The sequence below is a fragment of the Streptococcus pseudopneumoniae genome (genome assembly GCF_001072665.1).
Taxonomy (GTDB): domain Bacteria; phylum Bacillota; class Bacilli; order Lactobacillales; family Streptococcaceae; genus Streptococcus; species Streptococcus pseudopneumoniae_S.
Genome location: NZ_JVJI01000030.1, coordinates 12,297 through 36,893 on the forward strand (window position 1 = coordinate 12,297; position 24,597 = coordinate 36,893).

25 protein-coding genes are annotated in these 24,597 nt (G+C 39.7%); 23 read left to right on the forward strand and 2 right to left on the reverse strand.

Annotated elements, in window-relative coordinates; translation table 11 throughout:
• The 12 genes from ADH52_RS10620 to asp5 all read left to right on the forward strand — a co-directional run bounded on the left by ADH52_RS10620 (position 1) and on the right by asp5 (position 14,374).
• Positions 1–885 (forward strand): glycosyltransferase family 2 protein, encoded by an 885-nt coding sequence (locus ADH52_RS10620; protein WP_053090675.1) that lies wholly within the window; start codon positions 1–3, stop codon positions 883–885.
• Positions 886–903: 18 nt separating this feature from the next.
• Complete coding sequence (locus ADH52_RS02350; protein ID WP_049488427.1) at positions 904–1,788, forward strand: glycosyltransferase family 2 protein; 885 nt, start codon at positions 904–906, stop codon at positions 1,786–1,788.
• A 65-nt stretch (positions 1,789–1,853) separates the two neighbouring features.
• Positions 1,854–3,620, forward strand: a complete 1,767-nt coding sequence (locus ADH52_RS10815; RefSeq protein ID WP_049488425.1) for a glycosyltransferase family 2 protein — start codon at positions 1,854–1,856, stop codon at positions 3,618–3,620.
• A 362-nt stretch (positions 3,621–3,982) separates the two neighbouring features.
• Complete coding sequence (secY2, locus tag ADH52_RS02360; RefSeq protein WP_080976012.1) at positions 3,983–5,200, forward strand: accessory Sec system protein translocase subunit SecY2; 1,218 nt, start codon at positions 3,983–3,985, stop codon at positions 5,198–5,200.
• 9 nt (positions 5,201–5,209) lie between these two features.
• Complete coding sequence (asp1, locus tag ADH52_RS02365) at positions 5,210–6,790, forward strand: accessory Sec system protein Asp1 (RefSeq protein ID WP_049488423.1); 1,581 nt, start codon at positions 5,210–5,212, stop codon at positions 6,788–6,790.
• Positions 6,774–8,309, forward strand: a complete 1,536-nt coding sequence (asp2, locus tag ADH52_RS02370; RefSeq protein WP_049488421.1) for an accessory Sec system protein Asp2 — start codon at positions 6,774–6,776, stop codon at positions 8,307–8,309. Before asp1 ends, asp2 begins: the two co-directional genes overlap by 17 nt.
• Positions 8,306–8,746 (forward strand): accessory Sec system protein Asp3, encoded by a 441-nt coding sequence (gene asp3 / locus ADH52_RS02375; protein ID WP_049488419.1) that lies wholly within the window; start codon positions 8,306–8,308, stop codon positions 8,744–8,746. Before asp2 ends, asp3 begins: the two co-directional genes overlap by 4 nt.
• Complete coding sequence (gene secA2, locus ADH52_RS02380; protein ID WP_049509877.1) at positions 8,739–11,111, forward strand: accessory Sec system translocase SecA2; 2,373 nt, start codon at positions 8,739–8,741, stop codon at positions 11,109–11,111. Before asp3 ends, secA2 begins: the two co-directional genes overlap by 8 nt.
• 11 nt (positions 11,112–11,122) lie before the next feature.
• Positions 11,123–12,634 carry an accessory Sec system glycosyltransferase GtfA gene (gene gtfA, locus ADH52_RS02385; protein WP_049509879.1) on the forward strand — a complete coding sequence of 504 codons (1,512 nt, stop codon included), beginning with the start codon at positions 11,123–11,125 and terminating at the stop codon, positions 12,632–12,634.
• Complete coding sequence (gtfB, locus tag ADH52_RS02390; protein WP_049509881.1) at positions 12,627–13,964, forward strand: accessory Sec system glycosylation chaperone GtfB; 1,338 nt, start codon at positions 12,627–12,629, stop codon at positions 13,962–13,964. Before gtfA ends, gtfB begins: the two co-directional genes overlap by 8 nt.
• Position 13,965: 1 nt before the next feature.
• Positions 13,966–14,145, forward strand: coding sequence for an accessory Sec system protein Asp4 (gene asp4, locus ADH52_RS02395; RefSeq protein ID WP_049488410.1), 180 nt, complete (start codon positions 13,966–13,968; stop codon positions 14,143–14,145).
• A 4-nt stretch (positions 14,146–14,149) separates the two neighbouring features.
• On the forward strand, positions 14,150–14,374 hold the full coding sequence (asp5, locus tag ADH52_RS02400; RefSeq protein WP_049488409.1) for an accessory Sec system protein Asp5: 225 nt from the start codon (positions 14,150–14,152) through the stop codon (positions 14,372–14,374).
• A 50-nt stretch (positions 14,375–14,424) separates the two neighbouring features.
• On the opposite strand, the gene ADH52_RS02405 is transcribed toward asp5, so the two are convergent.
• A complete protein-coding gene (locus ADH52_RS02405; RefSeq protein ID WP_049488408.1) occupies positions 14,425–15,378 on the reverse strand; it encodes an aromatic acid exporter family protein in 954 nt (317 codons plus the stop codon).
• Positions 15,379–15,444: 66 nt separating this feature from the next.
• On the reverse strand, positions 15,445–16,650 hold the full coding sequence (gene sstT / locus ADH52_RS02410; RefSeq protein ID WP_049488407.1) for a serine/threonine transporter SstT: 1,206 nt from the start codon (positions 16,648–16,650) through the stop codon (positions 15,445–15,447).
• A 151-nt stretch (positions 16,651–16,801) separates the two neighbouring features.
• Between sstT and ADH52_RS02415 the strand changes: the two genes are divergently transcribed.
• From ADH52_RS02415 to ADH52_RS02465, 11 genes are all read left to right on the forward strand, one after another.
• Positions 16,802–17,368 carry a mechanosensitive ion channel family protein gene (locus tag ADH52_RS02415; protein WP_049509883.1) on the forward strand — a complete coding sequence of 189 codons (567 nt, stop codon included), beginning with the start codon at positions 16,802–16,804 and terminating at the stop codon, positions 17,366–17,368.
• A gap of 51 nt (positions 17,369–17,419) precedes the next feature.
• A complete protein-coding gene (locus ADH52_RS02420) occupies positions 17,420–18,352 on the forward strand; it encodes a magnesium transporter CorA family protein (protein ID WP_049509885.1) in 933 nt (310 codons plus the stop codon).
• A complete protein-coding gene (locus tag ADH52_RS02425) occupies positions 18,342–18,869 on the forward strand; it encodes a YqeG family HAD IIIA-type phosphatase (protein ID WP_049509886.1) in 528 nt (175 codons plus the stop codon). Before ADH52_RS02420 ends, ADH52_RS02425 begins: the two co-directional genes overlap by 11 nt.
• Positions 18,870–18,871: 2 nt before the next feature.
• Positions 18,872–19,978, forward strand: a complete 1,107-nt coding sequence (gene yqeH / locus ADH52_RS02430) for a ribosome biogenesis GTPase YqeH (protein WP_049488400.1) — start codon at positions 18,872–18,874, stop codon at positions 19,976–19,978.
• A gap of 212 nt (positions 19,979–20,190) precedes the next feature.
• Complete coding sequence (gene yhbY, locus ADH52_RS02435) at positions 20,191–20,502, forward strand: ribosome assembly RNA-binding protein YhbY (RefSeq protein ID WP_000060169.1); 312 nt, start codon at positions 20,191–20,193, stop codon at positions 20,500–20,502.
• A 51-nt stretch (positions 20,503–20,553) separates the two neighbouring features.
• Positions 20,554–21,183, forward strand: a complete 630-nt coding sequence (locus ADH52_RS02440; protein ID WP_000963708.1) for a nicotinate-nucleotide adenylyltransferase — start codon at positions 20,554–20,556, stop codon at positions 21,181–21,183.
• Positions 21,183–21,776, forward strand: coding sequence for a bis(5'-nucleosyl)-tetraphosphatase (symmetrical) YqeK (gene yqeK, locus ADH52_RS02445; RefSeq protein ID WP_049488398.1), 594 nt, complete (start codon positions 21,183–21,185; stop codon positions 21,774–21,776). The genes ADH52_RS02440 and yqeK overlap by 1 nt, the downstream gene beginning before the upstream one ends.
• A complete protein-coding gene (gene rsfS, locus ADH52_RS02450; protein WP_049488396.1) occupies positions 21,777–22,130 on the forward strand; it encodes a ribosome silencing factor in 354 nt (117 codons plus the stop codon).
• Between the two features lie 109 nt (positions 22,131–22,239).
• The gene (locus ADH52_RS02455) at positions 22,240–22,980 is read left to right on the forward strand and encodes a class I SAM-dependent DNA methyltransferase (protein ID WP_049488457.1); all 741 of its coding nucleotides are present in this window, start codon (positions 22,240–22,242) and stop codon (positions 22,978–22,980) included.
• Between the two features lie 9 nt (positions 22,981–22,989).
• On the forward strand, positions 22,990–23,382 hold the full coding sequence (locus ADH52_RS02460) for a hypothetical protein (RefSeq protein WP_049488394.1): 393 nt from the start codon (positions 22,990–22,992) through the stop codon (positions 23,380–23,382).
• Between the two features lie 14 nt (positions 23,383–23,396).
• On the forward strand, positions 23,397–24,494 hold the full coding sequence (locus tag ADH52_RS02465; protein ID WP_049488392.1) for a nucleotidyltransferase: 1,098 nt from the start codon (positions 23,397–23,399) through the stop codon (positions 24,492–24,494).
• Positions 24,495–24,597: the final 103 nt, after the last annotated feature.

Here is a 24,597-nt window from a genome sequence, read left to right on the forward strand (position 1 = left end):
ATGGAAAATCAATTAATCAGTGTTATCGTGCCGGTTTACAATGTCGAAGAGTATCTCAAACAATGCTTAGATAGCATTCTAGAGCAGACCTTTAGCAATTATGAAGTTATTCTTGTAAATGATGGTTCGACAGATAGCTCAGGCCTAATTTGTCAAGAATACGCCGAAAAAGATGCACGTATTCGTTATTTTGAAAAAGAAAATGGAGGTCTTTCGGATGCTCGAAATTATGGAATTGAACAGGCGCAAGGAGAATATCTTACCTTTGTTGATTCAGATGATTTTTTAGACACATCACATCTGACTATTCTTTATAATGCATTAGTAAACAATGATGCAGACATCTCTATCACAAACTATGCTAATTATCAAACCTCCACTGCGACTTTCTATCTTCATACATTCGGAGAATATTATGAAAAAACCTATACTTCAGAAGAATTGATTGATGATTTATCATTTCTTGAAAGAAATGATTTATCTTTTTCTACCATCTGGGGTAGCTTATATAAGAAAAGTGTATTTTCATTTTTACGCTTTCCCAAAGGTGTAATAGGTGAGGATGTTGCATTAATCTATAAAATGTATACTCAAGTAGATAAGATTGTATATGTTCATAAAGATACTTATATTTATAGAGAAAATGACTCTGGAATATCAAAGAGTAAAATATATCCACTTGTCACAGCGCAGTTAAATCATGTAGCAGAGCGCCTAGCTCTTTTAGCTATTATGGGATATGATGTGACGAAGCATTTTGATCGCTATAGAACATTTTTAGAAATTACTGAATACAATATGAGAATGGTATGGGGCATGGAAGATACAGAAACATATCGTCATATTAAGGAAAATTTACAACTTATCTCTTCTAACAAGAGTTAAGGAAGCAAAGGAAGTGTAATGTTAGAAACAATCAGCATCATTATTCCTATTTATAATGTGGAATCCTATCTCAGAAAATGCTTAGATAGTATAATAGAACAATCTTTTCCTTATTTTGAATTGCTTTTAATAAATGATGGCTCTACTGATGCTTCAGCTCAGATTTGTCAAGAGTATGTCGAAAAAGACGACAGAATTCGTTATTTTGAAAAAGAAAATAGTGGAGTTTCCTCAGCTCGTAATTTTGGAATTAAACATTCGAGGGGTAAGTACATTACATTTATTGATTCGGATGATTGGATTGAACCAAATTATTTAGAGATTTTATACAAAACAATGAAAGAGCAAGAGGGGGATATCGTGGTTACAAATTATTACACGTTTCGTGAAGAGGATGCAATGTTTTTATTTCATGTCGCTGAAACAAATGAACCTCTTGTATTTCAACCCAATGATTCCTTTTTTAACTATATGTTTTCAACCTTTGGTACAGATATAGCTTGGGGGAGCTCTTGGAGTAAATTATTTAAAAAATCTCTGTTTGACCGCCTTTATTTTTCCGAAGACATATCTTGGGCAGAAGATTTTGATTTAATGTATAAATTATTTTTGATTTCTGAACGTATTATCTATCTTCATAAAGCCCCATATTGTTATCGTGACCGTGGAGATAGTGCTTCTAAAGCACCAGGGGAGGAACCTATTTGTCAAAGTTTAGAAGTTTCAGAAGGTCGTTTACTTACCCTTGCTTTGGCAGGAATTGATTTGACGGAAGCTAGAAAACATCATATCGGTTTATTACAGTGGATGAAGTATAATATGGGAACGGTATGGGATATGTCTGATACGACCACCTATAAAAAAATAGAGGACCAATTGTGGTTGCTAAATTTAGATAAATAAGAATAAAAGTATGTAGACAAGTATTGAGAATTTTAAAGAGAAGTAGTACGAAAGTGAGGCATCTATTGAAAACAGAAATGATATCAATCATTGTACCAATCTATAATGCAGAGAACTATCTGAAATCATGTTTGGATAGTGTATTGTCGCAAACCTTTAAGGATTTTGAAGTTTTGATGGTGAATGATGGATCGACAGATAGTTCAGCAACCATCTGTCAAACTTATGCAGAACATGATAGTCGTTTCCGATATTTTGAAAAGGAAAATGGAGGCTTATCTGATGCGAGAAACTATGGACTGGATAGGGCGCAGGGAGCCTATATTACCTTTCTAGATGCAGATGATTTTCTCTTTGAAAACTATCTAGAAAAATTATATCAAGCGAGCCTCCTTAGTGATTCTGATATCTTAATTGGCGGTTATTGCCGCTTTGATGGCTCTGATTTCTATTTTTACAATGATCATTTTAAGAGTGAATCTTTGATTTCTTTCACATCAGCGCAAGCGATTCAAGTATTAGATTCTATGCTGGATGTTCCATTTTTGACTTTTTCTACTGCTTGGGGAAAACTATTTAAGCGAAATTTGTTCGATGAGCTTCGTTTTCCATATGGAAAATATGCTGAGGATCAATTTTTAATTTGGAAACTCTATCTGAAAGCTGATAAAATTTATTTGTTTAATAGTGCTTCCTATGTTTATCGTATGAATCCTTCAGGCTTGTCAAGTGTTTTTTCTCTCAAGCATTTAGATTATATAGATGCGCTTGAAGAACGGATAAGAGAAACAAAGGATTTAGAAGGGATAGATATTCAGCATTCCCTTAACATGTATGACTATGTCTTACAGAGAATGTTGGGACAGTTGGAAGAACATCAATTTTTAGAGGAAGCAGATAAAGTACGTGAAAAGTTAGAGTTAGAAAAACGCAAAGAGTACCCCTTTTTACTAGAGCAAAAAAAAGATTTAATCAGTATTATCGTTCCCATCTATAATGTTGAAAAGTATCTTCGAATGTGCTTGGATAGTATTGAAAATCAAACCTATTCAAATATCGAAGTTCTATTAATAAATGATGGTTCGCCAGATTCATCTGGAGAGATCTGTCAAGAATATGTTGCTAGAGATAGCAGATTTCACTATTTTGAAAAGGAAAACGGAGGCTTATCTGATGCACGAAATTATGGAATTGAAAAATCAAATGGAAAGTATCTAACCTTTGTAGATTCGGATGATTGGTTAAGTTTAACCTATGTGGAAGATTTACATCGAGCAGCTATTAGACATAGTGCAGATACTGTTGTGGCACACTTTACAATCTATAATGAGAGTGACAGATTGTATCATGTTCATATTTGGGATGAGTACTATGAGAGAACATATAAAGGAGAGGAACTTGTATTAAAACTCCCATCATTAGAATTAGATGGTTATGTATATGTAACCAGTTGGGGAAAATTATTCCACAAGAAGTTGTTTACGAATATTCGATTTCCTAAAGGAAAGGTGATAGAAGATTCCCGAACAAATTATAAATTATTTTTTAAATCAGAAAAAATTGTTTATATTCATAAAGAAATCTACTTCCATAGGGAAGGGATAGAGAGTATTGGAAGTAGTATAAATGAAAAGCTGTTAACCGATGTTTTAGAATGCTTGTTAGAAAGATTAGCAATTTATACTATAAAGGGCTGGAATTATGCGGAGGAAAAGGATAATGTTTTAGGGTGTTTGAGATGGAGATATGAACAGGCTAAAGAAGAAGGATTACAGGATACAGAAATTTTTAGGAGATATACAGAAATATTAGACCTTATAGATAATAATTAAAAATCAAGGGTGTTCAATGAGCTAATAGTGAATAAAAAAATAATCTATTTTATTCACTAACGTAGTATTCTTTCATTAGTACCTTAGGGAGTTATAAGCAGATTTTTTCTGCTTTTTTTGTTATAATAGCAATAGTATTTCTGTAAAAATATATTCTTTATATATGCTATTAGAACAGAGTTCTTCATCGATTTGAGAACATTTTCTATGTAAAAGATGCATGGCTTTTTTGATTATCATAAACTGTTATTTTTTAATACTGAAATAAACAAGATAAAAATGTTAAATAGTATTTTTAAAAGTATCAGAATATAAAATGAATTTTACAAAAACAAAGAATTAGGAGATTGAGAGGATAAGTTTTGAAAAACTTTTTTTCGTCTGTTGTATTAAAAAAAGGATTTATGACGATTTTTTTTATTCTTATTTATATTGTAGGAAGCAGACTAACATTACCTTTTGTTGACCTAAATAGTAAAGATTTTTTAGGAGGTTCAACAGCCTATCTAGCCTTCTCAGCCGCCCTTACAGGTGGGAACCTAAGAAGTTTATCGCTTTTTTCTATAGGATTATCACCTTGGATGTCCGCGATGATTTTATGGCAGATGTTTTCTTTTTCGAAAAAGTTAGGCTTGAATTCTACAGCGATTGAAATTCAAGATCGTCGAAAAATGTATCTGACCTTGCTGATTGCTGTTATTCAATCTTTGGCAATTTCTCTAAGTTTACCGATACAAGCATCCTATTCTTCGGTCTTGGTTATACTTATAAATACCTTATTACTAATAGCGGGGACCTTTTTTCTGGTGTGGTTGTCAGATTTGAATGCCAGTATGGGGGTAGGGGGATCAATTGTCATTCTCTTATCTAGTATTATCATCAATATTCCCCAGGATGTTATTGAAACTTTTAAACTGGTTCATATCCCAACAGGGATTGTTGTCTTGCTTATTTTTATGACCATTATATTTTCTTACTTGCTTTCCATTATGTATCGTGCGCGTTATCTAGTGCCAGTCAATAAGATAGGACTTCACAATCGTTTTAAACGCTATTCTTATCTCGAAATCATGTTGAATCCTGCAGGTGGGATGCCTTATATGTATGTGATGAGTTTTCTTAGTGTACCAACTTATCTATTCATCTTATTAGGCTTTCTTTTCCCCGACGCTTCAGGACTGACGAGATTATCTAAGGAATTTATGATTGGAAAACCTTTGTGGGTCTATGTTTATATTTCGGTCTTATTTTTATTTAGTATCATTTTTGCATTTGTGACAATGAATGGTGAAGAGATTGCAGATCGCATGAAAAAATCTGGAGAATACATTTATGGAATTTATCCAGGCGAGGACACTAGTCGATTTATTAATCGATTGGTCCTTCGTTTCTCAGTCATAGGTGGTCTCTTTAATGTGATTATGGCAGGTGGTCCCATGCTTTTTGTTTTGTATGATGAAAAGTTATTACGATTGGCAATGATTCCAGGCTTGTTCTTGATGTTTGGGGGCATGATTTTTACGATTAGAGACGAGTTCAAGGCTTTAAGGTTAAATGAAACCTATAAACCCTTGATTTAGGAGACTTTTATGTATTATTTTATTCCAGCTTGGTATGGTTCAGAAAGAACATGGCATGCAACTATCACTCCATGGTACTTTTCTCATTTTCGTTTTGAATTTGATGATACTTTTCATCAGATTCGACTCCTGCAAAGGCAAGATATAGATTCTCGACTATTAGTATTAGCTTACCAGCCTCATCTACGTTATTTTTTACATAGACATGGGGTGTTAGAAACGGATACTTATTCCGTTTTTGATGTTATGCAAGATTTTCATAATCCCCATACCCAAGTTTTAAGCATTCGAGATATTGAGTGGGATAATGACTGTGAATTTATTTATAGTCCCTTTACGATTATCGTTCAAAAAAATGGGAAGAAATTTGCTAAGGTTGAACATGGGGTTGAAGGTTTCATCAGTGATATACAGTATTTTGAACCGAATGGTCAAATACATATGCACTATATCATGGATGATCGTGGATTTGTATCGAGCGTTATCTTTTTTGAAGATGGGCAAGCGGCCTATCAAGAATATTTGAATCCCAAGGGAGTGTGGCAATTTAGAGAGCGTTTAAAAGAAGGCGGGCGGGTAGAAGTCAATCCAATTTTTGGTTATCGCTTTAAAGCGATCATCTATCAAGACATGGGAGATTTGGTGACAGAATTTTTTGAGAATTATCTGCAAAAATATGTGAAGGATCAGGATATTTTTATGCTTCCTTCTCATCCTCACCATGACCAGCTAGTATTAGACCGTTTACCTAGTGCCAATCCTAAACTGTTGAGTCTTTTCATTGGGCGTAATCCTCAAGACACCTTTAGAGATTTAGATTCAACTTTTGAAAAATCAGATTTGATTTTGGTGGATAGAGAGGATAGTTTACGATTGTTGCAGGAGTTGTATCCTGAACGAATGCATCAATTTTATCATTTATCATCATTTGACACCCGATTACGATTGGGGAGAAGTCAAACTAAGAAAGAATCCATCATATATTATCAACTGGATTTTGAGCAGGGAATTGATAATCAAGCTCTACTTCAAGTCTTGGCCTTTGTCGCTGAAAATAAAGATACTGAGGTGATTTTTGGAGCCTTTGCTGCTAGTCAGGAGCAAATGAATGAGGTTGAAAGGATTGTTGAGTCTTTCATCCAAGAAAACATTCAATTCGAAAGTCTGGGAAAGGCACTTGATTATGGTGATGCAGAAAATCCTCTGGAAGAAAATCAACACCAGAACTTACGCATACAGTTTGTCAATTTGAATGATGAGTTAGATTTGATAAAAACACTAGAATTTGTCCGTTTGATTGTGGATTTAAATAGACAGCCTCATCTCTACACACAGATAGCTGGTATTAGTGCAGGAATTCCTCAAATCAATCTAGTTGAAACCGTCTATGTTGAACATTTAAAAAATGGTTATTTGCTGACAGATGTGACAGAATTTTCTAAGGCTGCACATTATTACACAGATAGGTTGAAAGAGTGGAATGAGTCCTTGATTTATTCGATTGATAAGATTAAGGAGCACACAGGACAACAATTTCTTGAAAAATTAGAGAAATGGATAGAGGGGGCTCGACATGTCAAAAGGTCTTAAAATTTTACAAATAGGACTTGATAACTGGTCTCATCAATATGAAATCCCAGAAAATATGGACTGGTATTTTGTTTGCCCTCGGTCTTCTAAGGCATTGCGCAAAATGATCGAGATAGATACTATCAGTCGTTTTCAAGCTGTTTTGATTGAAGATGGGAACTCTTTAACAGATGTCCTTGAGTTTACCAATTTTTTCGAACCTCATGGTCTTTTTTATAATCAGGATTTTAAGACGACAGATCCCCTTCTTTTAGATATATTAAAAAAACAATGTGCACAGCCCGTAGATTTTTCGGATCCGCAGGCTTTATTGCAGGACCTATCCACTTCTCTTTTTAGTGGGGGATATGGGGATAAACTATTTCCGTCAAATATTCAAATTCATTCTTCTTTTGAAGGCTCTATATCTTATCAAGGATTGGAGCATGTAATGATAGAAGGTGATTTTGGAACGAACTTTCATCAATTGGCCTGTTGGTCTCATAATTTTATGGTTTATAAAAATTTGCCTATAGAATTATGGCTAGAGTATGAAAAACAGGGGAATTGTGAGTTTAGGTTTATAGTCCGAAAGATAATTGAAGGGAATATAGACCATTTTTTTGAAGAAGAAGTTTATACTGAAGCAGATTTGGAAAAAGCTATCGTTATAGATAGTATAGATACTAATTTTTTACTATTTTTATCTGTTGAAGCAAGAGGTCATGGAACTATCAAACTGGGTAATCTTCACCAACGTTGGAGTCGAAAACAATTTGGTAAGTTTGTACTTGGTGGGAATATCCTACATGATTCCAAGCGTGATGAAATAAACTATTTCTTCCATCCGGGTGATTTTAAACCGCCTTTAGCTGTCTATTTTTCAGGTTATCGACCTGCAGAAGGATTCGAGGGCTACTTTATGATGAAAACCCTAGGATGTCCCTTCATTTTATTTTCTGATCCACGTTTAGAAGGGGGAGCTTTTTATCTAGGAACAGATGAGCTAGAGGGAAAGGTCAAAGAGACGATAGCTCATTATCTTGATTATTTAGGCTTTGATCGAAAGGATTTGATTTTATCAGGTCTTTCTATGGGAACGTTTCCGGCTCTCTATTATGGTGCTTCTTTTGAACCTCATGCCATCATAGTCGGTAAGCCCTTGGCTAATTTAGGAACCATAGCTAGCCGTGGACGTTTGGACGCACCGGGTGTCTCTAACTTGGCTTTTGATTGTTTAATTCACCATACAGGTGGGAGAAGTTCGCAAGATATGACGGAGTTGGATCAGCGTTTTTGGAAAATATTTAAACAAGCAAATTTTTCAAAGACAACCTTTGGTTTGTCCTATATGAAAGATGAAGAAATGGATCCTCAGGCTTATGAGAATCTAGTTACTTATTTATGTAATACAGGTGCCAAGATTTTATCTAAAGGAACTGCTGGACGACACAATGATGATACAGATACCAATATTGCTTGGTTTCTTCACTTTTATCGAATGGTACTAGCAAGTGATTTTGGAAGGGAGAAAGAATGATTATTACACAGAGACAGTCTATTCATTGGGGAGAAGTTGGCGGGACTTATATGTACGGATCAACTGTATCTTGTTTTCCTGATAAAAGTGTCCGTCTTTATAATCCTCTATTGCCATCTGGTGAAATTCTCAAGACTTGGTTTTCTAGTGTCAATTACCAGGCTGCTCGGACTCAGCCCCAGCTTCCCTTACTAAAAAGAAATCAGGAGTATCAACTATCACTGGTTTTTGATTGTCAGCCTGAAAATGGGGTTTATACAAAGATAACTTTTTTTGACCGCTATGGTGATATTTTAGAAGAAAAGGTAGAAAAAGTGAAAGATTTCATATTTACTTATCCAGAGGATAGTTATACTTATCAAGTTTCTCTTTTAAGTGCTGGTTTTGAATCCTTAACTTTTTATCATTTTTCTATCAAGGAGATTAGAAGTGTTTAGACGTTTAGGTCAAGATTTCCAGCTTAGGAAAGTGAAAAAAATTTTAAAGAGGATCAATGGCTTAAAAGGCAAGATGTCCTCTCTTTCGGATCAAGAATTGGTCGCTAAAACAGTGGAGTTTCGTCAGCGTCTTTCCAAGGGAGAAAGTCTAGATGATCTTTTAGTAGAAGCTTTTGCTGTGGTGCGTGAAGCGGACAAACGGATTTTAGGGATGTTCCCCTATGATGTTCAGGTCATGGGAGCTATTATCATGCACTACGGAAATGTTGCTGAGATGAACACTGGTGAAGGGAAAACCCTAACAGCCACCATGCCGGTCTATTTGAACGCTCTTTCAGGAGAAGGTGTGATGGTTGTTACGCCAAATGAGTATTTATCAAAACGTGATGCAGAGGAAATGGGACAAGTTTATCGTTTCCTAGGCTTGACCATTGGGGTACCATTTACAGGGGATCCAAAGAAGGAAATGAAAGCTGAAGAAAAGAAACGTATCTATGCTTTGGATATCATTTACACAACCAATAGTAATTTAGGTTTTGATTACCTAAATGATAATCTGGCTTCGAATGAAGAAGGTAAGTTTTTGCGACCTTTTAACTATGTCATCATTGATGAAATTGATGATATCTTGCTTGATAGTGCACAAACTCCTTTGATTATTGCGGGTTCTCCCCGTGTTCAGTCTAATTACTATGGGATCATTGATACACTGGTGACAACGCTGGTCGAGGGAGAAGATTATATTTTCAAAGAGGAGAAGGAGGAGGTCTGGCTTACTACTAAGGGGGCCAAGTCTGCTGAAAGTTTCCTAGGAATTGACAACTTATATAAGGAAGAACATGCGTCCTTTGCTCGTCATTTAGTTTATGCGATTCGAGCCCATAAACTTTATACTAAAGACAAGGACTATATCATTCGTGGAAATGAGATGGTATTGGTGGATAAGGGGACTGGCCGTTTAATGGAAATGACCAAACTACAGGGAGGTCTTCATCAGGCCATTGAAGCCAAAGAACATGTGAAGTTGTCTCCTGAAACGAGAGCCATGGCTTCCATCACCTATCAGAGTCTCTTTAAGATGTTTAAAAAAGTATCTGGGATGACGGGGACAGGAAAGGTAGCAGAAAAAGAATTTCTTGAGACTTATAATATGGCCGTTATTCGGATTCCAACCAATCGTCCTAAGCAACGAATTGATTATCCCGATAATCTCTATGTGACTTTACCAGAGAAAGTTTATGCGTCTTTGGAATACATCAAAGAGTATCATGCTAAGGAGAATCCCTTACTGGTTTTTGTAGGTTCAGTTGAAATGTCTCAGCTTTATTCATCGCTCTTGCTTCGTGAGGGAATAGCTCATAATGTCCTCAATGCTAATAATGCTGCGCGTGAGGCCCAAATTATCGCAGAATCAGGCCAGATGGGGGCCGTAACAGTTGCAACATCTATGGCAGGACGCGGTACCGATATCAAACTTGGTAAGGGAGTCGCTGAACTTGGTGGCTTGATTGTCATTGGAACAGAGCGGATGGAAAGTCAGCGGATCGACCTTCAAATCCGTGGCCGCTCTGGTCGTCAAGGAGATCCAGGTATGAGTAAGTTTTTTGTATCACTGGAAGATGATGTTATCAAGAAATTTGCTCCATCTTGGGTTCATAAGAAGTATAAAGATTATCAAGTTCAAGATATGACGCAACCAGAAATTCTCAAAGGTCGTAAGTATCGTAACCTGGTCGAAAGGGCTCAGCATGCCAGTGATAGTGCTGGACGTTCGGCACGCCGTCAGACTCTAGAATATGCTGAAAGTATGAATATTCAACGGGATATGATTTACAAGGAACGCAATCGTCTAATAGATGGTTCTCGTGACTTAGAAGATGTAGTTTTGGATATCATCGAGAGATATACAGAAGCGGTAGCGGCTGAACACTATGCCAGTCGTGAATTACTGTTTCACTTTATTGTTACCAATATCAGTTTCCATGTAAAGGAGATTCCAGATAATCTAGACCTATCTAATCAGAAACAAGTCCGCAACTTTATTCAACAAGTTGTGAATAGAGAACTCTCTGAAAAGAAGGAATTACTGGAGAAACACGACTTGTATGAACAGTTTTTACGACTCTCCATGCTCAAGGCTATTGATGACAACTGGGTAGAGCAGGTAGACTATCTACAACAGTTATCTATGGCTATAGGTGGTCAGTCTGCTAGTCAGAAAAACCCGATTGTAGAGTATTATCAAGAAGCCTACGCGGGATTTGAAGCTATGAAAGAACAAATCCGTGCGGATATGGTTCGTAATCTCCTGATGGGCTTGGTTGAAGTCACTTCTAAGGGTGAGATTATGACTCATTTTCCATAAGAGGAGAAAATATGACAATTTATAATATAAATTTAGGACTTGGATGGGCTAGTAGCGGTGTTGAATACGCCCAAGCATACCGTGCTGGTGTTTTTCGGAAATTAAATCTGTCCTCTAAGTTTATCTTTACAGATATGATTTTAGCGGATAACATTCAGCACTTAACAGCCAATATTGGTTTTGATGATGAGCAAGTTATCTGGCTTTATAATTACTTTACAGATATCAAGCTTGCACCGACTAGCGTGACGGTTGAGGATGTTTTGTCTAAGTTTGACGGTGTTGAAAGTCGTAGAGAAAAGAATGGCAAGGTTTTGCGTGTCTTCTTTTCTGACCAAGATAAGTTTGTTACCTGTTATTTGGTTGATGAGGACAAGGACTTGGTCCAGTATGTAGAGTATGTTTTTAAAGGAAATTTGATTCGAAAGGATTACTTTTCTTATACGCGTTATTGTAGCGAATATTTTGCTCCCAAGGACAATGTTGCGGTCCTATACCAACGAACTTTTTACAATGAAGATGGGACTCCAGCCTATGATATCTTGATGAATCAAGGGAAGGAAGAAATTTATCGTTTTAAGGATAAGATTTTCTATGGGAAACCAGCTTTCATGCGTGCTTTTATGAAATCCTTGAATTTGAACAAGTCTGATTTGGTCATTCTGGATAGAGAGACAGGTATTGGACAGGTTGTGTTTGAGGAAGCACAGACAGCACATCTAGCGGTAGTTGTTCATGCGGAGCATTATAGTGAAAGTGCTACAGACGATGACTATATCCTTTGGAATAATTACTACGAATATCAGTTTACCAATGCAGATAAGGTTGACTTCTTTATCGTATCAACTGATAGACAAAAGGAAGTGTTGCAAGAGCAATTTGCCAAATACACCCAGCACCAACCAAAGGTTATTACCATTCCTGTAGGAAGTATTGATTCCTTGACCGAGTCAAGTCAAGGACGTAAGCCTTTTTCATTGATTACTGCTTCACGTCTTGCCAAAGAAAAACACATTGATTGGTTGGTCAAGGCAGTTATTGAAGCTCGTAAGGAAATTCCTGAATTAACCTTTGATATTTATGGTAGCGGCGGAGAAGATTCTCTTCTTAGAGAAATTATTGCTAGTCATAAGGCAGAGGACTATATTCAACTCAAGGGGCATGCGGAACTTTCGCAGATTTATAGCCAGTATGAGGTCTACTTGACAGCTTCAACCAGCGAAGGCTTTGGTTTGACCTTGATGGAAGCTATTGGTTCAGGCCTTCCTCTAATTGGTTTTGATGTGCCTTATGGCAATCAGACTTTTATAGAGGATGGGAAAAATGGTTATTTGATTCCAAGTTCATCTGACCATGTGGAAGATCAAATCAAGCAAGCTTATGCGACTAAGATTTGTCAATTGTATCAAGAACATCGTTTGGAGGCTATGCGTGCTCATTCTTACCAGATTGCAGAAGGCTTCTTAACCGAAGAAATTTTAGAAAAGTGGAAGAAAACAGTAGAGGAGGTGCTCCATGATTGAACTTTATGATCGTTATAGTCAGGAAAGTCGAGATTTACATGAAAGTCTAGTCGCTACTGGTCTTTCTCAACTTGGAGTGGTCATCGATGCAGATGGTTTTCTGCCTGATGGTCTGGTTTCTCCTTTTACCTATTATCTAGGCTATGAAAAGGGAAAACCTCTCTATTTCAACCAAGTCCCTGTTCCAGCTTTTTGGGAAATTTCAGGCAATAATCAGTCTGCTCGTATTGAAGATATGACGCAGGAGAGAGCTCTTATTCATTATGCTGATGGAATGCAGGCTCGCTTGGTAAAACAGGTAGATTGGAAAGACCTGGAAGGTCGAGTCCGTCAGGTTGACCATTACAATCGCTTCGGAGCTTGCTTTGCTACAACAACCTTTAGCGCAGATAGTGAGCCGGTGATGACGGTTTACCAAGATGTCAATGGTCAGGAAGTTTTACTTGAAAACCATGTGACGGGTGATATATTATTGACCTTACCTGGTCAGTCCATGCGTTACTTTGCAACTAAGGTTGAATTTATCACCTTCTTTTTGCAAGATTTGGAAATAGATACAAGTCAGCTTATCTTTAATACTCTAGCGACTTCTTTCTTGGTTTCCTTCCATCATCCAGATAAATCTGGCTCAGATATCCTGGTTTGGCAGGAACCTCTTTATGATGCTATTCCAGGCAATATGCAGTTGATTTTGGAAAATGATGATGTGCGTACTAAGAAAATCATTATTCCCAACAAGGCGACTTATGAGCGCGCTTTAGAGTTGACTGATGAGAAATACCATGATCAGTTTGTGCACTTGGGTTACCATTACCAGTTTAAACGCGATAATTTCCTAAGACGAGATGCCTTAATCTTGACTAATTCAGATCAGATTGAGCAAGTGGAAGCAATCGTAGATGCCCTGCCTGATGTTACTTTCCGTATCGCAGCGGTGACAGAGATGTCTTCTAAGCTCTTAGACATGCTTCGCTATCCTAATGTGGTCCTTTATCAGAACGCTAGTCCACAGAAGATTCAGGAGCTCTATCAACTGTCGGATATTTACTTGGATATAAACCACAGCAATGAGTTGTTGCAGGCGGTGCGTCAGGCCTTTGAGCACAATCTCTTGATTCTTGGATTTAATCAGACAGTGCACAATAGACTCTATATCGCTCCTGATCATCTATTTGAAAGTAGTGAAGTTTCTGCTTTGGTTGAGACCATTAAACTGGCCCTTTCAGATGTTGAACAAATGCGTCAGGCACTTGGCAAACAAGGCCAACATGCCAACTATGTTGACTTGGTGCGATATAAGGAAACCATGCAAACCGTTTTAGGAGGCTAACATGTCAGACGAAGATTTATTTTACAAAGACGTTGAAGGTCGTATGGAAGAGTTGAAACAAAAACCGATCAAGAAAGAAAAAGAAACCCGAGGGGAAAAGATTAGTAAGATTTTTTCACTCATCTTGGGTTTAATGATTCTGATTGGTTTACTCTTTACCTTGCTAGGGATTTTGAGGTAGGCCTATGACTGATATTCTGATTGTTTTAGCTATTATCCTCTCTCTTGCTTTGATTGTATTGGTAACCATACAACCTCGTCAAAATCAACTATTTTCCATGGATGCCACCAGTAATATTGGAAAACCAAGCTACTGGCAGAGCAACACCCTGGTAAAGGTCTTCACTTTATTGGTGAGTTTAGCCTTATTCATCCTACTATTAACCTTTATGGTGCTAACTTACAAATAAAAGAAAACTCCAGATTTTCACTTTTTGTGATTGGTCTGAAGTTTTCTTTTTTACTGTCCATATTTTTTGTAAAAGTCAACTTTTACTTGGATGAAGGTTTTGGCTTCACGTAGGAGTTGGAGAAGGGTGGCTCGGGTTTCAAATTCTTCTCTTGTCTTGGGCAGACTGCGATTACGGAAGACTTCCAGATAACGTTCAATTTCATCTAGTAAATCAGAAGCAGGATTGGTCTGGCTTAGTTGACCGGCAATTTTTGAAAAGAGTTGGGCTAAAATTAGGCTCTCACTGGCAGCTAGGTGACAGGTGTTGATTTGCTGGGCCATATTTCGCAGGATACGACTTTGTCGCTGTCTCATCTCAAAATAGTGGATATGGTAGTCCGTCTGGTGAAAGAGGTGGTCTGAGTGATCCAAATAGACTAGTTTGAGAGCTTCTTCCAAAAGGGTGTCTAATTCGTCAACTAACTGTGCTCGGTTGCGTCCATCCCCTCTGGATAAATAATATTTGAAGCGTTGAAGGATATCTTTTAACTTTTCTTCTACCAATGTGTGGTAGTGATGAATTTCCTCTTCTCGTGAAGGCATATAGAGATTAACCAGTAAGGCAAATCCTGTACCGATAGCAAAGAGAAGGAATTCATTGACTAGAAGGTCTGGAGAGGTTGATTTTTGCACCAAGAGATGGCTAACCAAAACGCTACTTGGTGTGATGCCAATTTCCCATCCCATCTTGTAGGCTAGAGGCACATAGAGGGCTAGATAGAGGCCAAGGCTCCATATATGAAATCCGCTCAAGTGAAAAGCCAGAACTCCGATAATCAAAGCTAGAAGCATGGAAAAGAGGCGATTTCGGGCCAGTTTTAAGGTACTTCTACGGGTATCGGATAGGCTCAAGAGGGCGATGATTCCAGCCGAGACAGCTGAGGAGAGATTGAAAAAATAAGCAAGAAGGCAGGCAAGGCAGGTAGCTAAGATGAGCTTGGTCGTACGTTGGCTAATAGACATAAGGATTTCCTAGTAAGTTAGATAAAAGCGGAAAAGACAAGACCTGAGCAGGCTTGTCTTTATGAGTTATTTCTTACGGGCTGCTGCGTATTCGGCAACAGCTGTGAAGAGGACATCTGTAGAAGAGTTGAGGGCTGTTTCACATGAGTCTTGAATGACACCAATCACAAATCCAACCCCAACAACTTGCATGGCAATATCGTTAGAAATACCGAAAAGGCTACAAGCAACTGGGATAAGAAGGAGGGAACCTCCCGCAATACCAGAAGCACCACAGGCAGAGATTGCTGCTACTACACTGAGGACAAATGCTGTCGCAAAGTCAACAGGAATGCCGAGAGTATTTACTGCAGCAAGGGTTAAAACGTTAATGGTAATCGCTGCTCCGGCCATGTTGATAGTAGAACCGAGTGGGATAGAAACCGAATAGGTATCTGGATCTAGTCCAAGGTCGTGACAAAGTTTCATATTGACAGGAATGTTGGCCGCAGAACTACGAGTGAAGAAGGCTGTCACACCACTGACACGCAAACATTTCAAAACGAGGGGATAAGGATTTCTCTTCATAAAGAGGAAGGCAATTAGTGGATTGACTACCAGAGCCACAAAGAACATAGTTGTCACCAAGAGGGCAAGCAAGATTCCGTAGTTAGCGAGACTGCCGATTCCCTTGTCAGAGATGGTTTTGAAGACAAGACCAAGGATACCAAATGGAGCTAGGTTGATGATCCATTCGACAATCTTAGAAGTCACATCAGCCATAGTTTTCAGCAATTCTTTACTGTTTTTGCTGGCCTCTCTCATAGCAATACCGAAAACAACTGCCCAAGACAGGATACCGATGTAGTTGGCTGTGACAAGGGCATTGACTGGATTGTCAACCAGTTTGAGCAAGAGGTTGCTGAGGACTTGTCCAATCCCATCTGGTGGTGCGATTTCTGTATTGGCACTATTTAAGGTAATCTCAACAGGGACAATGAAACTTGCTAGGACAGCAACAAGTGCCGCTGCAAAGGTTCCCACTAAGTAAAGGAAAATAACTGTTTTCATATTGCTATCTTGTCCCTTTTGATGTTGGGAAAGGGCGTTAGCAACGAGGGCAAAGACTAGAATAGGTGCGATGGCTTTTAGACCGCCAACAAAGAGATCTCCGAGTAGACCAATTCCTGAAATGTTAGGAAGTGTCAGCCCTAGGGTTCCTCCAATAAGCATACCAATCAAAATCCGTTTGATTAGGCTTGCCTTATTCCAAGCATGAATGAATTTTTTCATAACAACCTCCTTAGTTGTGTAATGTTTATGATTATAGTATAAATATGAACTAAAATCAAGAATTTTCTGTCTATTTTGGCTATTATTTTTGAATATTTATGGAGATTCACCACTTGTGAAAGTATGGTATAATAAATGAAAGGAGTTTTCTATGCAAGAATTTTTTAAAATTTACCTCAATAAGCTTGATGTTACAACGATTATTGAGAATATCTTAACCAAGTTAATTTCTCTGTTATTACTATTTTTACTATTTTATATAGCTAAGAAACTGCTCCATACCATGGTGCAGAGAATTGTTAAACCTTCTCTAAAAATGTCTCGTCATGATGCCGGGCGTCAGAAAACCATCTCACGTCTGTTAGAAAATGTGTTTAATTATACCCTTTATTTCTTTTTACTCTACTGCATTTTGTCGATTTTAGGTTTGCCAGTTTCTAGTTTGCTGGCAGGTGCTGGGATTGCTGGGGTGGCTATTGGGATGGGAGCCCAAGGCTTTCTGTCTGATGTTATCAATGGTTTTTTCATCCTCTTTGAACGTCAACTGGATGTGGGAGATGAGGTCGTTCTGACAAATGGGCCTATTACTGTATCGGGCAAGGTTGTCAGCGTTGGCATTCGAACAACGCAAATCAGAGGAGAAGACCAGGTTCTGCACTTCGTTCCCAATCGGAATATCACCGTCGTCAGCAATTTCTCTCGGACAGACCAGGCCTGAAATTTTAGCAGATTTATGGTACAATAGAAAGAGTTTGGTAAAGGAGAGAAGATGTTTTTAGAAAAACAGTTGGGCAATGGTTGTACCTGGATTAACCTAGATTTGGACAAGTTGAAAAAACTAGAGGACCTTTCTGAAATCTACGGTTTGGACAAGGAAACCATTGAATACGCGCTGGATAGAAATGAGCGCGCTCACATGGATTATCACCGTGAAAATGGGACTGTGACCTTTATCTACAATGTCTTGAACTTGAAAAAGGATAAGGCATACTACGAAGCCTTTCCCATGACCTTTATCGTGGAACATCGTCGCCTGATTACCATTAGTAATACCAAGAACGCCTATGTCATTGAACAGATGACCCGTTATCTGGAGAGTCATGACATGCTTTCGATTTACAAGTTTCTCTTTGCCAGTCTGGAAATCATCAGCAATGCCTACTATCCTGTCATCGAGCAGATGGACAAGAGTAAGGATGAGGTCAATGGTCTCCTACGTCAGCGGACGACCAAGAAAAACCTCTTTGCCCTGTCCGACTTGGAGACTGGTATGGTTTACCTCACTGCGGCTGCCAAGCAAAATCGCATGTTGCTCGAGCACATTCAAGGGCATGCCCTCTATCGCAGTTTTAACGAGATTGAGAGAGAACAGTTTGATGATGCCATGATTGAGGCTCATCAGCTGGTATCCATGACAGACTTGATTTCTCAAGTACTCCAACAACTATCAGCATCTTATAACAACATCCTAAACAATAATCTGAATGATAATTTGACAACCTTGACCATCATTTCAGTCTTGCTAGCGGTTTTGGCAGTCGTGACAGGCTTTTTCGGAATGAATGTTCCCCTACCTTTAACAGATGAGCCCCATGCTTGGCTCTACATCAGTTTGGCTAGTGCTGGGTTGTGGATTGTCTTGTCATTGTTACTAAGGAAAATTGCGAAAAAAGTTAAGAAAAGGAGCCAGAATGGCGATTGAAAATTACATGCCAGATTTTGCTGTGGAAGCAGTTTATGATCTGACAGTCCCAAGCCTGCAGGCGCAGAGAATCAAGGCTGTTTTGGTCGATTTGGACAATACCCTCATTGCTTGGAACAACCCTGATGGGACGCCAGAGATGAAGCAATGGCTACATGACCTTCGGGACGCGGGCATTCGCATTATCGTAGTCTCAAATAACACCAAAAAACGTGTCCAACGAGCAGTTGAGAAATTTGGGATTGATTACGTTTATTGGGCTCTGAAACCCTTCACATTTGGGATTAATCGTGCCATGAAGGAATTCCACTATGAGAAAAGCGAAGTGGTCATGGTTGGTGACCAGCTCATGACAGATATACGAGCAGCCCACCGTGCTGGCATTCGCTCGATTTTAGTCAAACCCTTGGTCCAACATGACTCGATCAAAACGCAGATTAACCGAGCTCGTGAGCGTCGTGTGATGCGAAAAATCACTGAAAAGTACGGACCGATTACATATAAAAAAGGAATTTAACTATGGAAGAAATTCTCTGTATTGGTTGTGGAGCAACCATTCAGACGACAGACAAGGCTGGTCTTGGATTTACTCCACATTCGGCACTAGAAAAAGGCTTGGAGACTGGCGAAGTCTATTGCCAGCGCTGTTTCCGTCTCCGCCACTACAATGAAATCACGGATGTCCAGTTGACGGACGATGATTTCCTCAAGCTCTTGCACGAGGTGGGAGACAGTGATGCCTTGGTGGTCAATGTCATTGATATCTTTGACTTTAATGGCTCTGTCATTCCAGGTTTGCCACGCTTTGTATCGGGCAATGATGTCCTCTTGGTGGGAAATAAAAAAGATATCCTGCCTAAGTCAGTTAAGCCTGGTAAGATTAGCCAGTGGCTCATGGAACGTGCCCACGAAGAAGGGCTTCGTCCAGTCGATGTCGTCCTAACTTCAGCCCAAAACAAACATGCTATTAAGGAAGTCATAGACAAAATCGAGCACTACCGAAAGGGCCGTGATGTCTATGTGGTCGGTGTGACCAACGTTGGAAAATCAACCCTTATCAATGCCATTATCCAAGAAATTACGGGTGATCAGAATGTCATCACGACTTCACGCTTCCCAGGGACAACCTTGGACAAGATTGAGATTCCGCTTGATGACGGATCTTATATCTACGATACACCGGGGATTATCCACCGTCACCAGATGGCTCACTACTTGACGGCCAAAAACCTCAAGTATGTCAGCCCTAAAAAGGAAATCAAGCCTAAAACCTATCAGCTCAATCCAGAGCAAACCTTGTTTCTAGGCGGTCTAGGACGCTTTGATTTCATCACTGGTGAAAAGCAAGGTTTCACAGCCTTCTTTGATAATGAACTCAAACTCCATCGTACCAAGCTTGAAGGCGCTAGTGCTTTCTACGATAAGCACCTTGGAACCCTTCTAACACCACCAAATAGTAAGGAAAAAGAAGATTTTCCTAAACTGGTTGAGCATGTATTTACCATCAAGGACAAGACAGACCTAGTCATCTCTGGACTCGGCTGGATCCGCGTAACAGGCACCGCCAAAGTCGCCGTCTGGGCACCAGAAGGCGTCGCCGTCGTCACACGAAAAGCAATCATTTAAAATGAAATCACTGAGCGAACAAAGTGAGCTCATAAAAAGATAGTTATTGCCGTGGTGTTTTGCCAATCTGTAGATTGGCAAGGGGCGCAATTGAGACCAAGGCTCAATTGTGAGGTCAGGAAATCCATTTTTCAAAGATGAGATCTTTGGAAAATTAGTTCCGACCGTCCCTCACCACCTAAAATAACTATCAAAAAACAAGGAAGAAAATTATGTCATTAACATCAAAACAACGTGCCTTCCTCAACAGCCAGGCACATACCCTCAAACCCATCATCCAAATCGGGAAAAATGGACTCAACGACCAAATCAAAACCAGTGTTCGCCAAGCACTTGACGCACGCGAATTAATTAAGGTTACTCTCTTGCAAAACACAGATGAAAATATCCACGAAGTAGCTGAAATCTTGGAAGAAGAAATTGGTGTGGATACTGTCCAAAAAATCGGACGCATCTTGATTTTGTTTAAACAATCTAGTAAGAAAGAAAATCGCAAGATTTCTAAAAAAGTCAAAGAAATCTAAAAACTATACTCCAAACAACTGTTTTTACAGAGAAATAAAGGAGACTAGCCTATGGCAATCGAATTATTGACTCCCTTTACCAAGGTAGAGTTGGAGCCAGAAATCAAGGAGAAAAAACGCAAACAAGTCGGGATTTTAGGGGGAAATTTTAACCCTGTTCACAATGCCCATCTGATTGTTGCTGACCAAGTACGCCAGCAGTTGGGACTGGACCAGGTTTTGCTCATGCCTGAATACCAACCTCCTCATGTAGATAAAAAGGAAACAATCCCTGAACACCATCGTCTCAAGATGCTTGAGTTGGCGATTGAGGGGATTGAAGGTCTGGACATTGAAACTATTGAGTTGGAGCGCAAGGGCATTTCTTATACCTATGACACTATGAAAATTTTAACAGAGAAGAATCCAGATACGGATTATTACTTTATCATCGGTGCCGATATGGTGGACTATCTGCCTAAGTGGTACCGAATTGATGAACTGGTTGATATGGTTCAGTTTGTGGGAGTTCAGCGCCCACGCTACAAGGCAGGGACTTCCTATCCAGTTATCTGGGTGGATGTGCCTCTCATGGATATCTCGTCCAGTATGGTGCGTGACTTCATTGCCCAAGGACGGAAACCCAACTTTCTCCTGCCTCAGCCGGTGCTAGACTACATCGAGAAGGAGGGGCTCTACTGATGGCCTATCAAGACTATATCAACTGCTCCCGTGAGGCTTTGTTGGAAAAAATGGCAGAGCTTCTACCCGAGAAACGCTTAACCCATTGCTTGGGTGTGGAGCGTGCAGCCATAGAACTGGCGGAGAGATTTGGAGTAGATGCCGAGAAAGCAGGACTAGCAGGCCTTCTTCATGACTACGCTAAAAAACTGTCAGATCAGGAATTTTTAGACTTGATTGACCGTTATCAGCTAGACCCTAACCTCAAAAACTGGGGCAATAATGTCTGGCATGGGATGGTCGGAATTTACAAAATTCAGGAAGATTTGGATTTGCATGATTCAGAAATTCTGCGAGCCATTGAAATCCATACAGTCGGGGCCGGTCAGATGACTGATCTTGATAAGGTTATCTACGTCGCAGACTATATCGAGCACAATCGTGCCTTTCCTGGAGTGGACGTGGCGCGTGAGATTGCAAGTCTATCGCTCAATAAGGCAGTGGCCTATGAAACGGCACGAACCGTGGAGCATCTAGCTCATCAGGGATTCCCCATCTATCCCCAAACCCTTGAAACCTATAACGCCTTTGTGCACTATTTGAAAGAGGACTAAATGAACGAAAAAGAATTACTAGAACTAGTCGTGAAAGCGGCTGATGAGAAACGTGCGGAGGATATCCTCGCACTTGACGTACAAGATTTGACTAGCGTGACGGATTACTTTGTTATTACTAGTTCAATGAATAGCCGTCAGTTGGATGCTATCGCTGATAACATCCGTGAAAAAGTAGCTGATGCAGGCTTTAAAGGTAGCCATATCGAAGGCGATGCAGCTGGAGGTTGGGTCTTGCTAGACCTCGGTGCTGTCGTTGTGCATATCTTCTCAGAAGAAATGCGTGCCCACTATAATCTGGAAAAACTATGGCATGAGGCGAATTCAGTAGATTTATCTGAAACTCTTGCTTAGAAGACGAACTCGGTTGCAGTCAACTGGGTTTCTTTGCTTATTTTAGAAAAATCGATAGAAAGGTAAAGGGCGAGTGGTGTTTGCCATTGACGCTCTTGGTATCATGATTATGGCAACTTATGAAACTTTTGCGGCTGTTTACGATGCGGTCATGGACGACAGTTTATACGATAGATGGACGGATTTTTCGCTTCGTCATTTGCCTAAGACCAAGGAGAGAAAGAAACTCTTGGAATTGGCTTGTGGGACAGGAATTCAATCGGTGCGCTTCTCTCAGGCTGGTTTTGATGTAACTGGCCTGGACTTGAGTGGGGATATGTTGAAGATTGCCGAGAAGAGAGCTTCTTCAGCCAAACAAAAGATTGATTTTATCGAAGGCAATATGCTGGATTTATCCAAGGCAGGTCAATATGATTTTGTCACTTGTTATTCGGACTCAATCTGCTACATGCAGGATGAAGTGGAAGTAGGAGACGTCTTTAAGGAAGTATATAATTCCCTCAACGAAGATGGTGTCTTTATCTTTGATGTGCATTCAACCTACCAGACTGATGAGGTTTTTCCAGGCTATTCTTACCATGAAAATGCGGAAGAGTTCGCCATGCTCTGGGATACCTACGAGGATGCGGCGCCTCACTCCATCGTGCATGAGTTGACTTTCTTTATCAAGGAAGCGGATGGTTCCTTTAGTCGCCACGATGAAGTGCATGAGGAGCGGACTTATGAGGTTCTGACCTATGACATTTTGCTGGAACAGGCTGGTTTTAAGTCCTTCAAACTCTATGCGGACTTTGAGGATAAGGAGCCAACAGAAACTAGCACCCGTTGGTTTTTTATCGCGCAGAAGTAGGAGATTGAAATGGTTCGATCAAAATATTCTTGGGAAGAAGTTTCGCAGTTTAATCGTATCCGTCAAAATGGAACGCTTTGGGAAAAAGATGGGCAATACTTTTATGTTCAGGAAGAAGGAACCGTATTTTCAGAGTTAGTCGTTTACGATATGTCTAAGGAACTTTTTGATATGTTAGTAAATGAAATAAAATCGGAGGATGATATCCGACATATGCTAATGTATGGAACATGGCCGACGACGGTTGCCGGATGCCATAGACCAACTATGTTGATAGCTTATCCAGAACTACAAAAGAATTATAGTAATGAACAACTGGCAGAAATCCTTCCAGTAGGAGAAAAACAATGGCTTAACTGGAGAGGGAGATTGCCTGAGTGGTATCGTAGATTTCGTCATTAGAAAGGGAGATTAGCATGACCATCACGGGTATTATCGCGGAGTTTAATCCCTTTCATAATGGCCATAAATACCTGCTGGATCAGGCAGTGGGGCTGAAAATCGTTGCCATGTCTGGGAATTTCATGCAGAGAGGTGAGCCTGCTATCGTGGACAAGTGGACTCGGGCCCAGATGGCGCTGGAAAACGGAGCAGATCTGGTAGTGGAATTGCCCTTTTTAGTCAGTGTTCAGGCGGCGGATTTCTTTGGTAAAGGAGCTGTGGATATCTTGGCCCTGTTAGGCATTGATACTCTAGCCTTTGGGACAGAGGAAGTTCTGGATTACCAGAAAATTGCTGACTTATACACAGAGAAAGGTGCTGAGATGGAGAAATTTGTGGAAAATCTGCCTGATTCTTTCTCCTATCCCCAGAAAACCCAAGCCATGTGGAAGGAGTTTGCAGGTCTTGATTTTTCAGGCAATACCCCCAATCATGTCCTTGCTCTTGCCTATGCCAAGGCAGTTGCTGGACGTAACATCAAGTTGTACCCGATTCAGCGTCAGGGGGCGGGTTACCATTCTGTGGACAAGGATGTGGACTTTGCTTCGGCAACAGCTCTGCGTCAGCACCAGAAGGACCAAGACTTCTTAGAACGCTTTATGCCTTCTGTTGCCCTTTTTGAAAATGCTAGTAAGGTAAATTGGGAAGATTATTTTCCTTTGCTTCGCTATCAAATCTTGTCAAATCCAGAACTAACTACTATCTATCAGGTTAATCAAGAGATGGCTGTGCGCATTAAGGAAGCCATCAAAACAGCCCAATCTGTAGAGGAATTGGTTGAGTTAGTGACTACCAAACGTTACACCAAGGCGCGTGTCAGACGCCTCTTGACCTATATCTTGGTGCAGGCTAGAGAAAATGATTTGCCAGAAGCCATTCATGTCCTTGGATTTACTGAAAAAGGCAGGCAACATCTCAAGTCTTTGAAAGGGCAGGTCAATCTAGTCAGCCGAATTGGCAAAGAACCCTGGGATGCTATGACTCAAAAGGCTGACCAGATTTACCAACTGGGAAATCCAAGTATAGCAGAGCAGAATTTTGGAAGAGTACCGATTAGAATAGAAACAAACTAAGTCTACTGAAAGGTAGGCTTTTTGAGATTTTTTACGAATAATACTCTTCGAAAATCAAATTCAAACCACGTCAACGTCGCCTTGCCGTACTCAAGTACAGCCT

Bases quoted from the DNA above. Each gene is read 5' to 3' on its own strand.
- ADH52_RS02425 (WP_049509886.1), top strand. From the start codon at position 18,342: ATGGCGATTGAAAATTACATGCCAGATTTTGCTGTGGAAGCAGTTTAT.
- ADH52_RS10620 (WP_053090675.1), top strand. From the start codon at position 1: ATGGAAAATCAATTAATCAGTGTTATCGTGCCGGTTTACAATGTCGAA.
- yqeH (WP_049488400.1), top strand. From the start codon at position 18,872: ATGGAAGAAATTCTCTGTATTGGTTGTGGAGCAACCATTCAGACGACA.
- ADH52_RS02465 (WP_049488392.1), top strand. From the start codon at position 23,397: ATGACCATCACGGGTATTATCGCGGAGTTTAATCCCTTTCATAATGGC.
- ADH52_RS02350 (WP_049488427.1), top strand. From the start codon at position 904: ATGTTAGAAACAATCAGCATCATTATTCCTATTTATAATGTGGAATCC.
- ADH52_RS02455 (WP_049488457.1), top strand. From the start codon at position 22,240: ATGGCAACTTATGAAACTTTTGCGGCTGTTTACGATGCGGTCATGGAC.
- gtfA (WP_049509879.1), top strand. From the start codon at position 11,123: ATGACAATTTATAATATAAATTTAGGACTTGGATGGGCTAGTAGCGGT.
- yhbY (WP_000060169.1), top strand. From the start codon at position 20,191: ATGTCATTAACATCAAAACAACGTGCCTTCCTCAACAGCCAGGCACAT.
- ADH52_RS02415 (WP_049509883.1), top strand. From the start codon at position 16,802: ATGCAAGAATTTTTTAAAATTTACCTCAATAAGCTTGATGTTACAACG.
- asp4 (WP_049488410.1), top strand. From the start codon at position 13,966: ATGTCAGACGAAGATTTATTTTACAAAGACGTTGAAGGTCGTATGGAA.
- ADH52_RS02460 (WP_049488394.1), top strand. From the start codon at position 22,990: ATGGTTCGATCAAAATATTCTTGGGAAGAAGTTTCGCAGTTTAATCGT.
- ADH52_RS02405 (WP_049488408.1), bottom strand. From the start codon at position 15,378: ATGTCTATTAGCCAACGTACGACCAAGCTCATCTTAGCTACCTGCCTT.
- yqeK (WP_049488398.1), top strand. From the start codon at position 21,183: ATGGCCTATCAAGACTATATCAACTGCTCCCGTGAGGCTTTGTTGGAA.
- ADH52_RS02420 (WP_049509885.1), top strand. From the start codon at position 17,420: ATGTTTTTAGAAAAACAGTTGGGCAATGGTTGTACCTGGATTAACCTA.
- ADH52_RS02440 (WP_000963708.1), top strand. From the start codon at position 20,554: ATGGCAATCGAATTATTGACTCCCTTTACCAAGGTAGAGTTGGAGCCA.
- asp2 (WP_049488421.1), top strand. From the start codon at position 6,774: ATGTCAAAAGGTCTTAAAATTTTACAAATAGGACTTGATAACTGGTCT.
- sstT (WP_049488407.1), bottom strand. From the start codon at position 16,650: ATGAAAAAATTCATTCATGCTTGGAATAAGGCAAGCCTAATCAAACGG.
- asp3 (WP_049488419.1), top strand. From the start codon at position 8,306: ATGATTATTACACAGAGACAGTCTATTCATTGGGGAGAAGTTGGCGGG.
- asp5 (WP_049488409.1), top strand. From the start codon at position 14,150: ATGACTGATATTCTGATTGTTTTAGCTATTATCCTCTCTCTTGCTTTG.
- gtfB (WP_049509881.1), top strand. From the start codon at position 12,627: ATGATTGAACTTTATGATCGTTATAGTCAGGAAAGTCGAGATTTACAT.
- rsfS (WP_049488396.1), top strand. From the start codon at position 21,777: ATGAACGAAAAAGAATTACTAGAACTAGTCGTGAAAGCGGCTGATGAG.
- asp1 (WP_049488423.1), top strand. From the start codon at position 5,210: ATGTATTATTTTATTCCAGCTTGGTATGGTTCAGAAAGAACATGGCAT.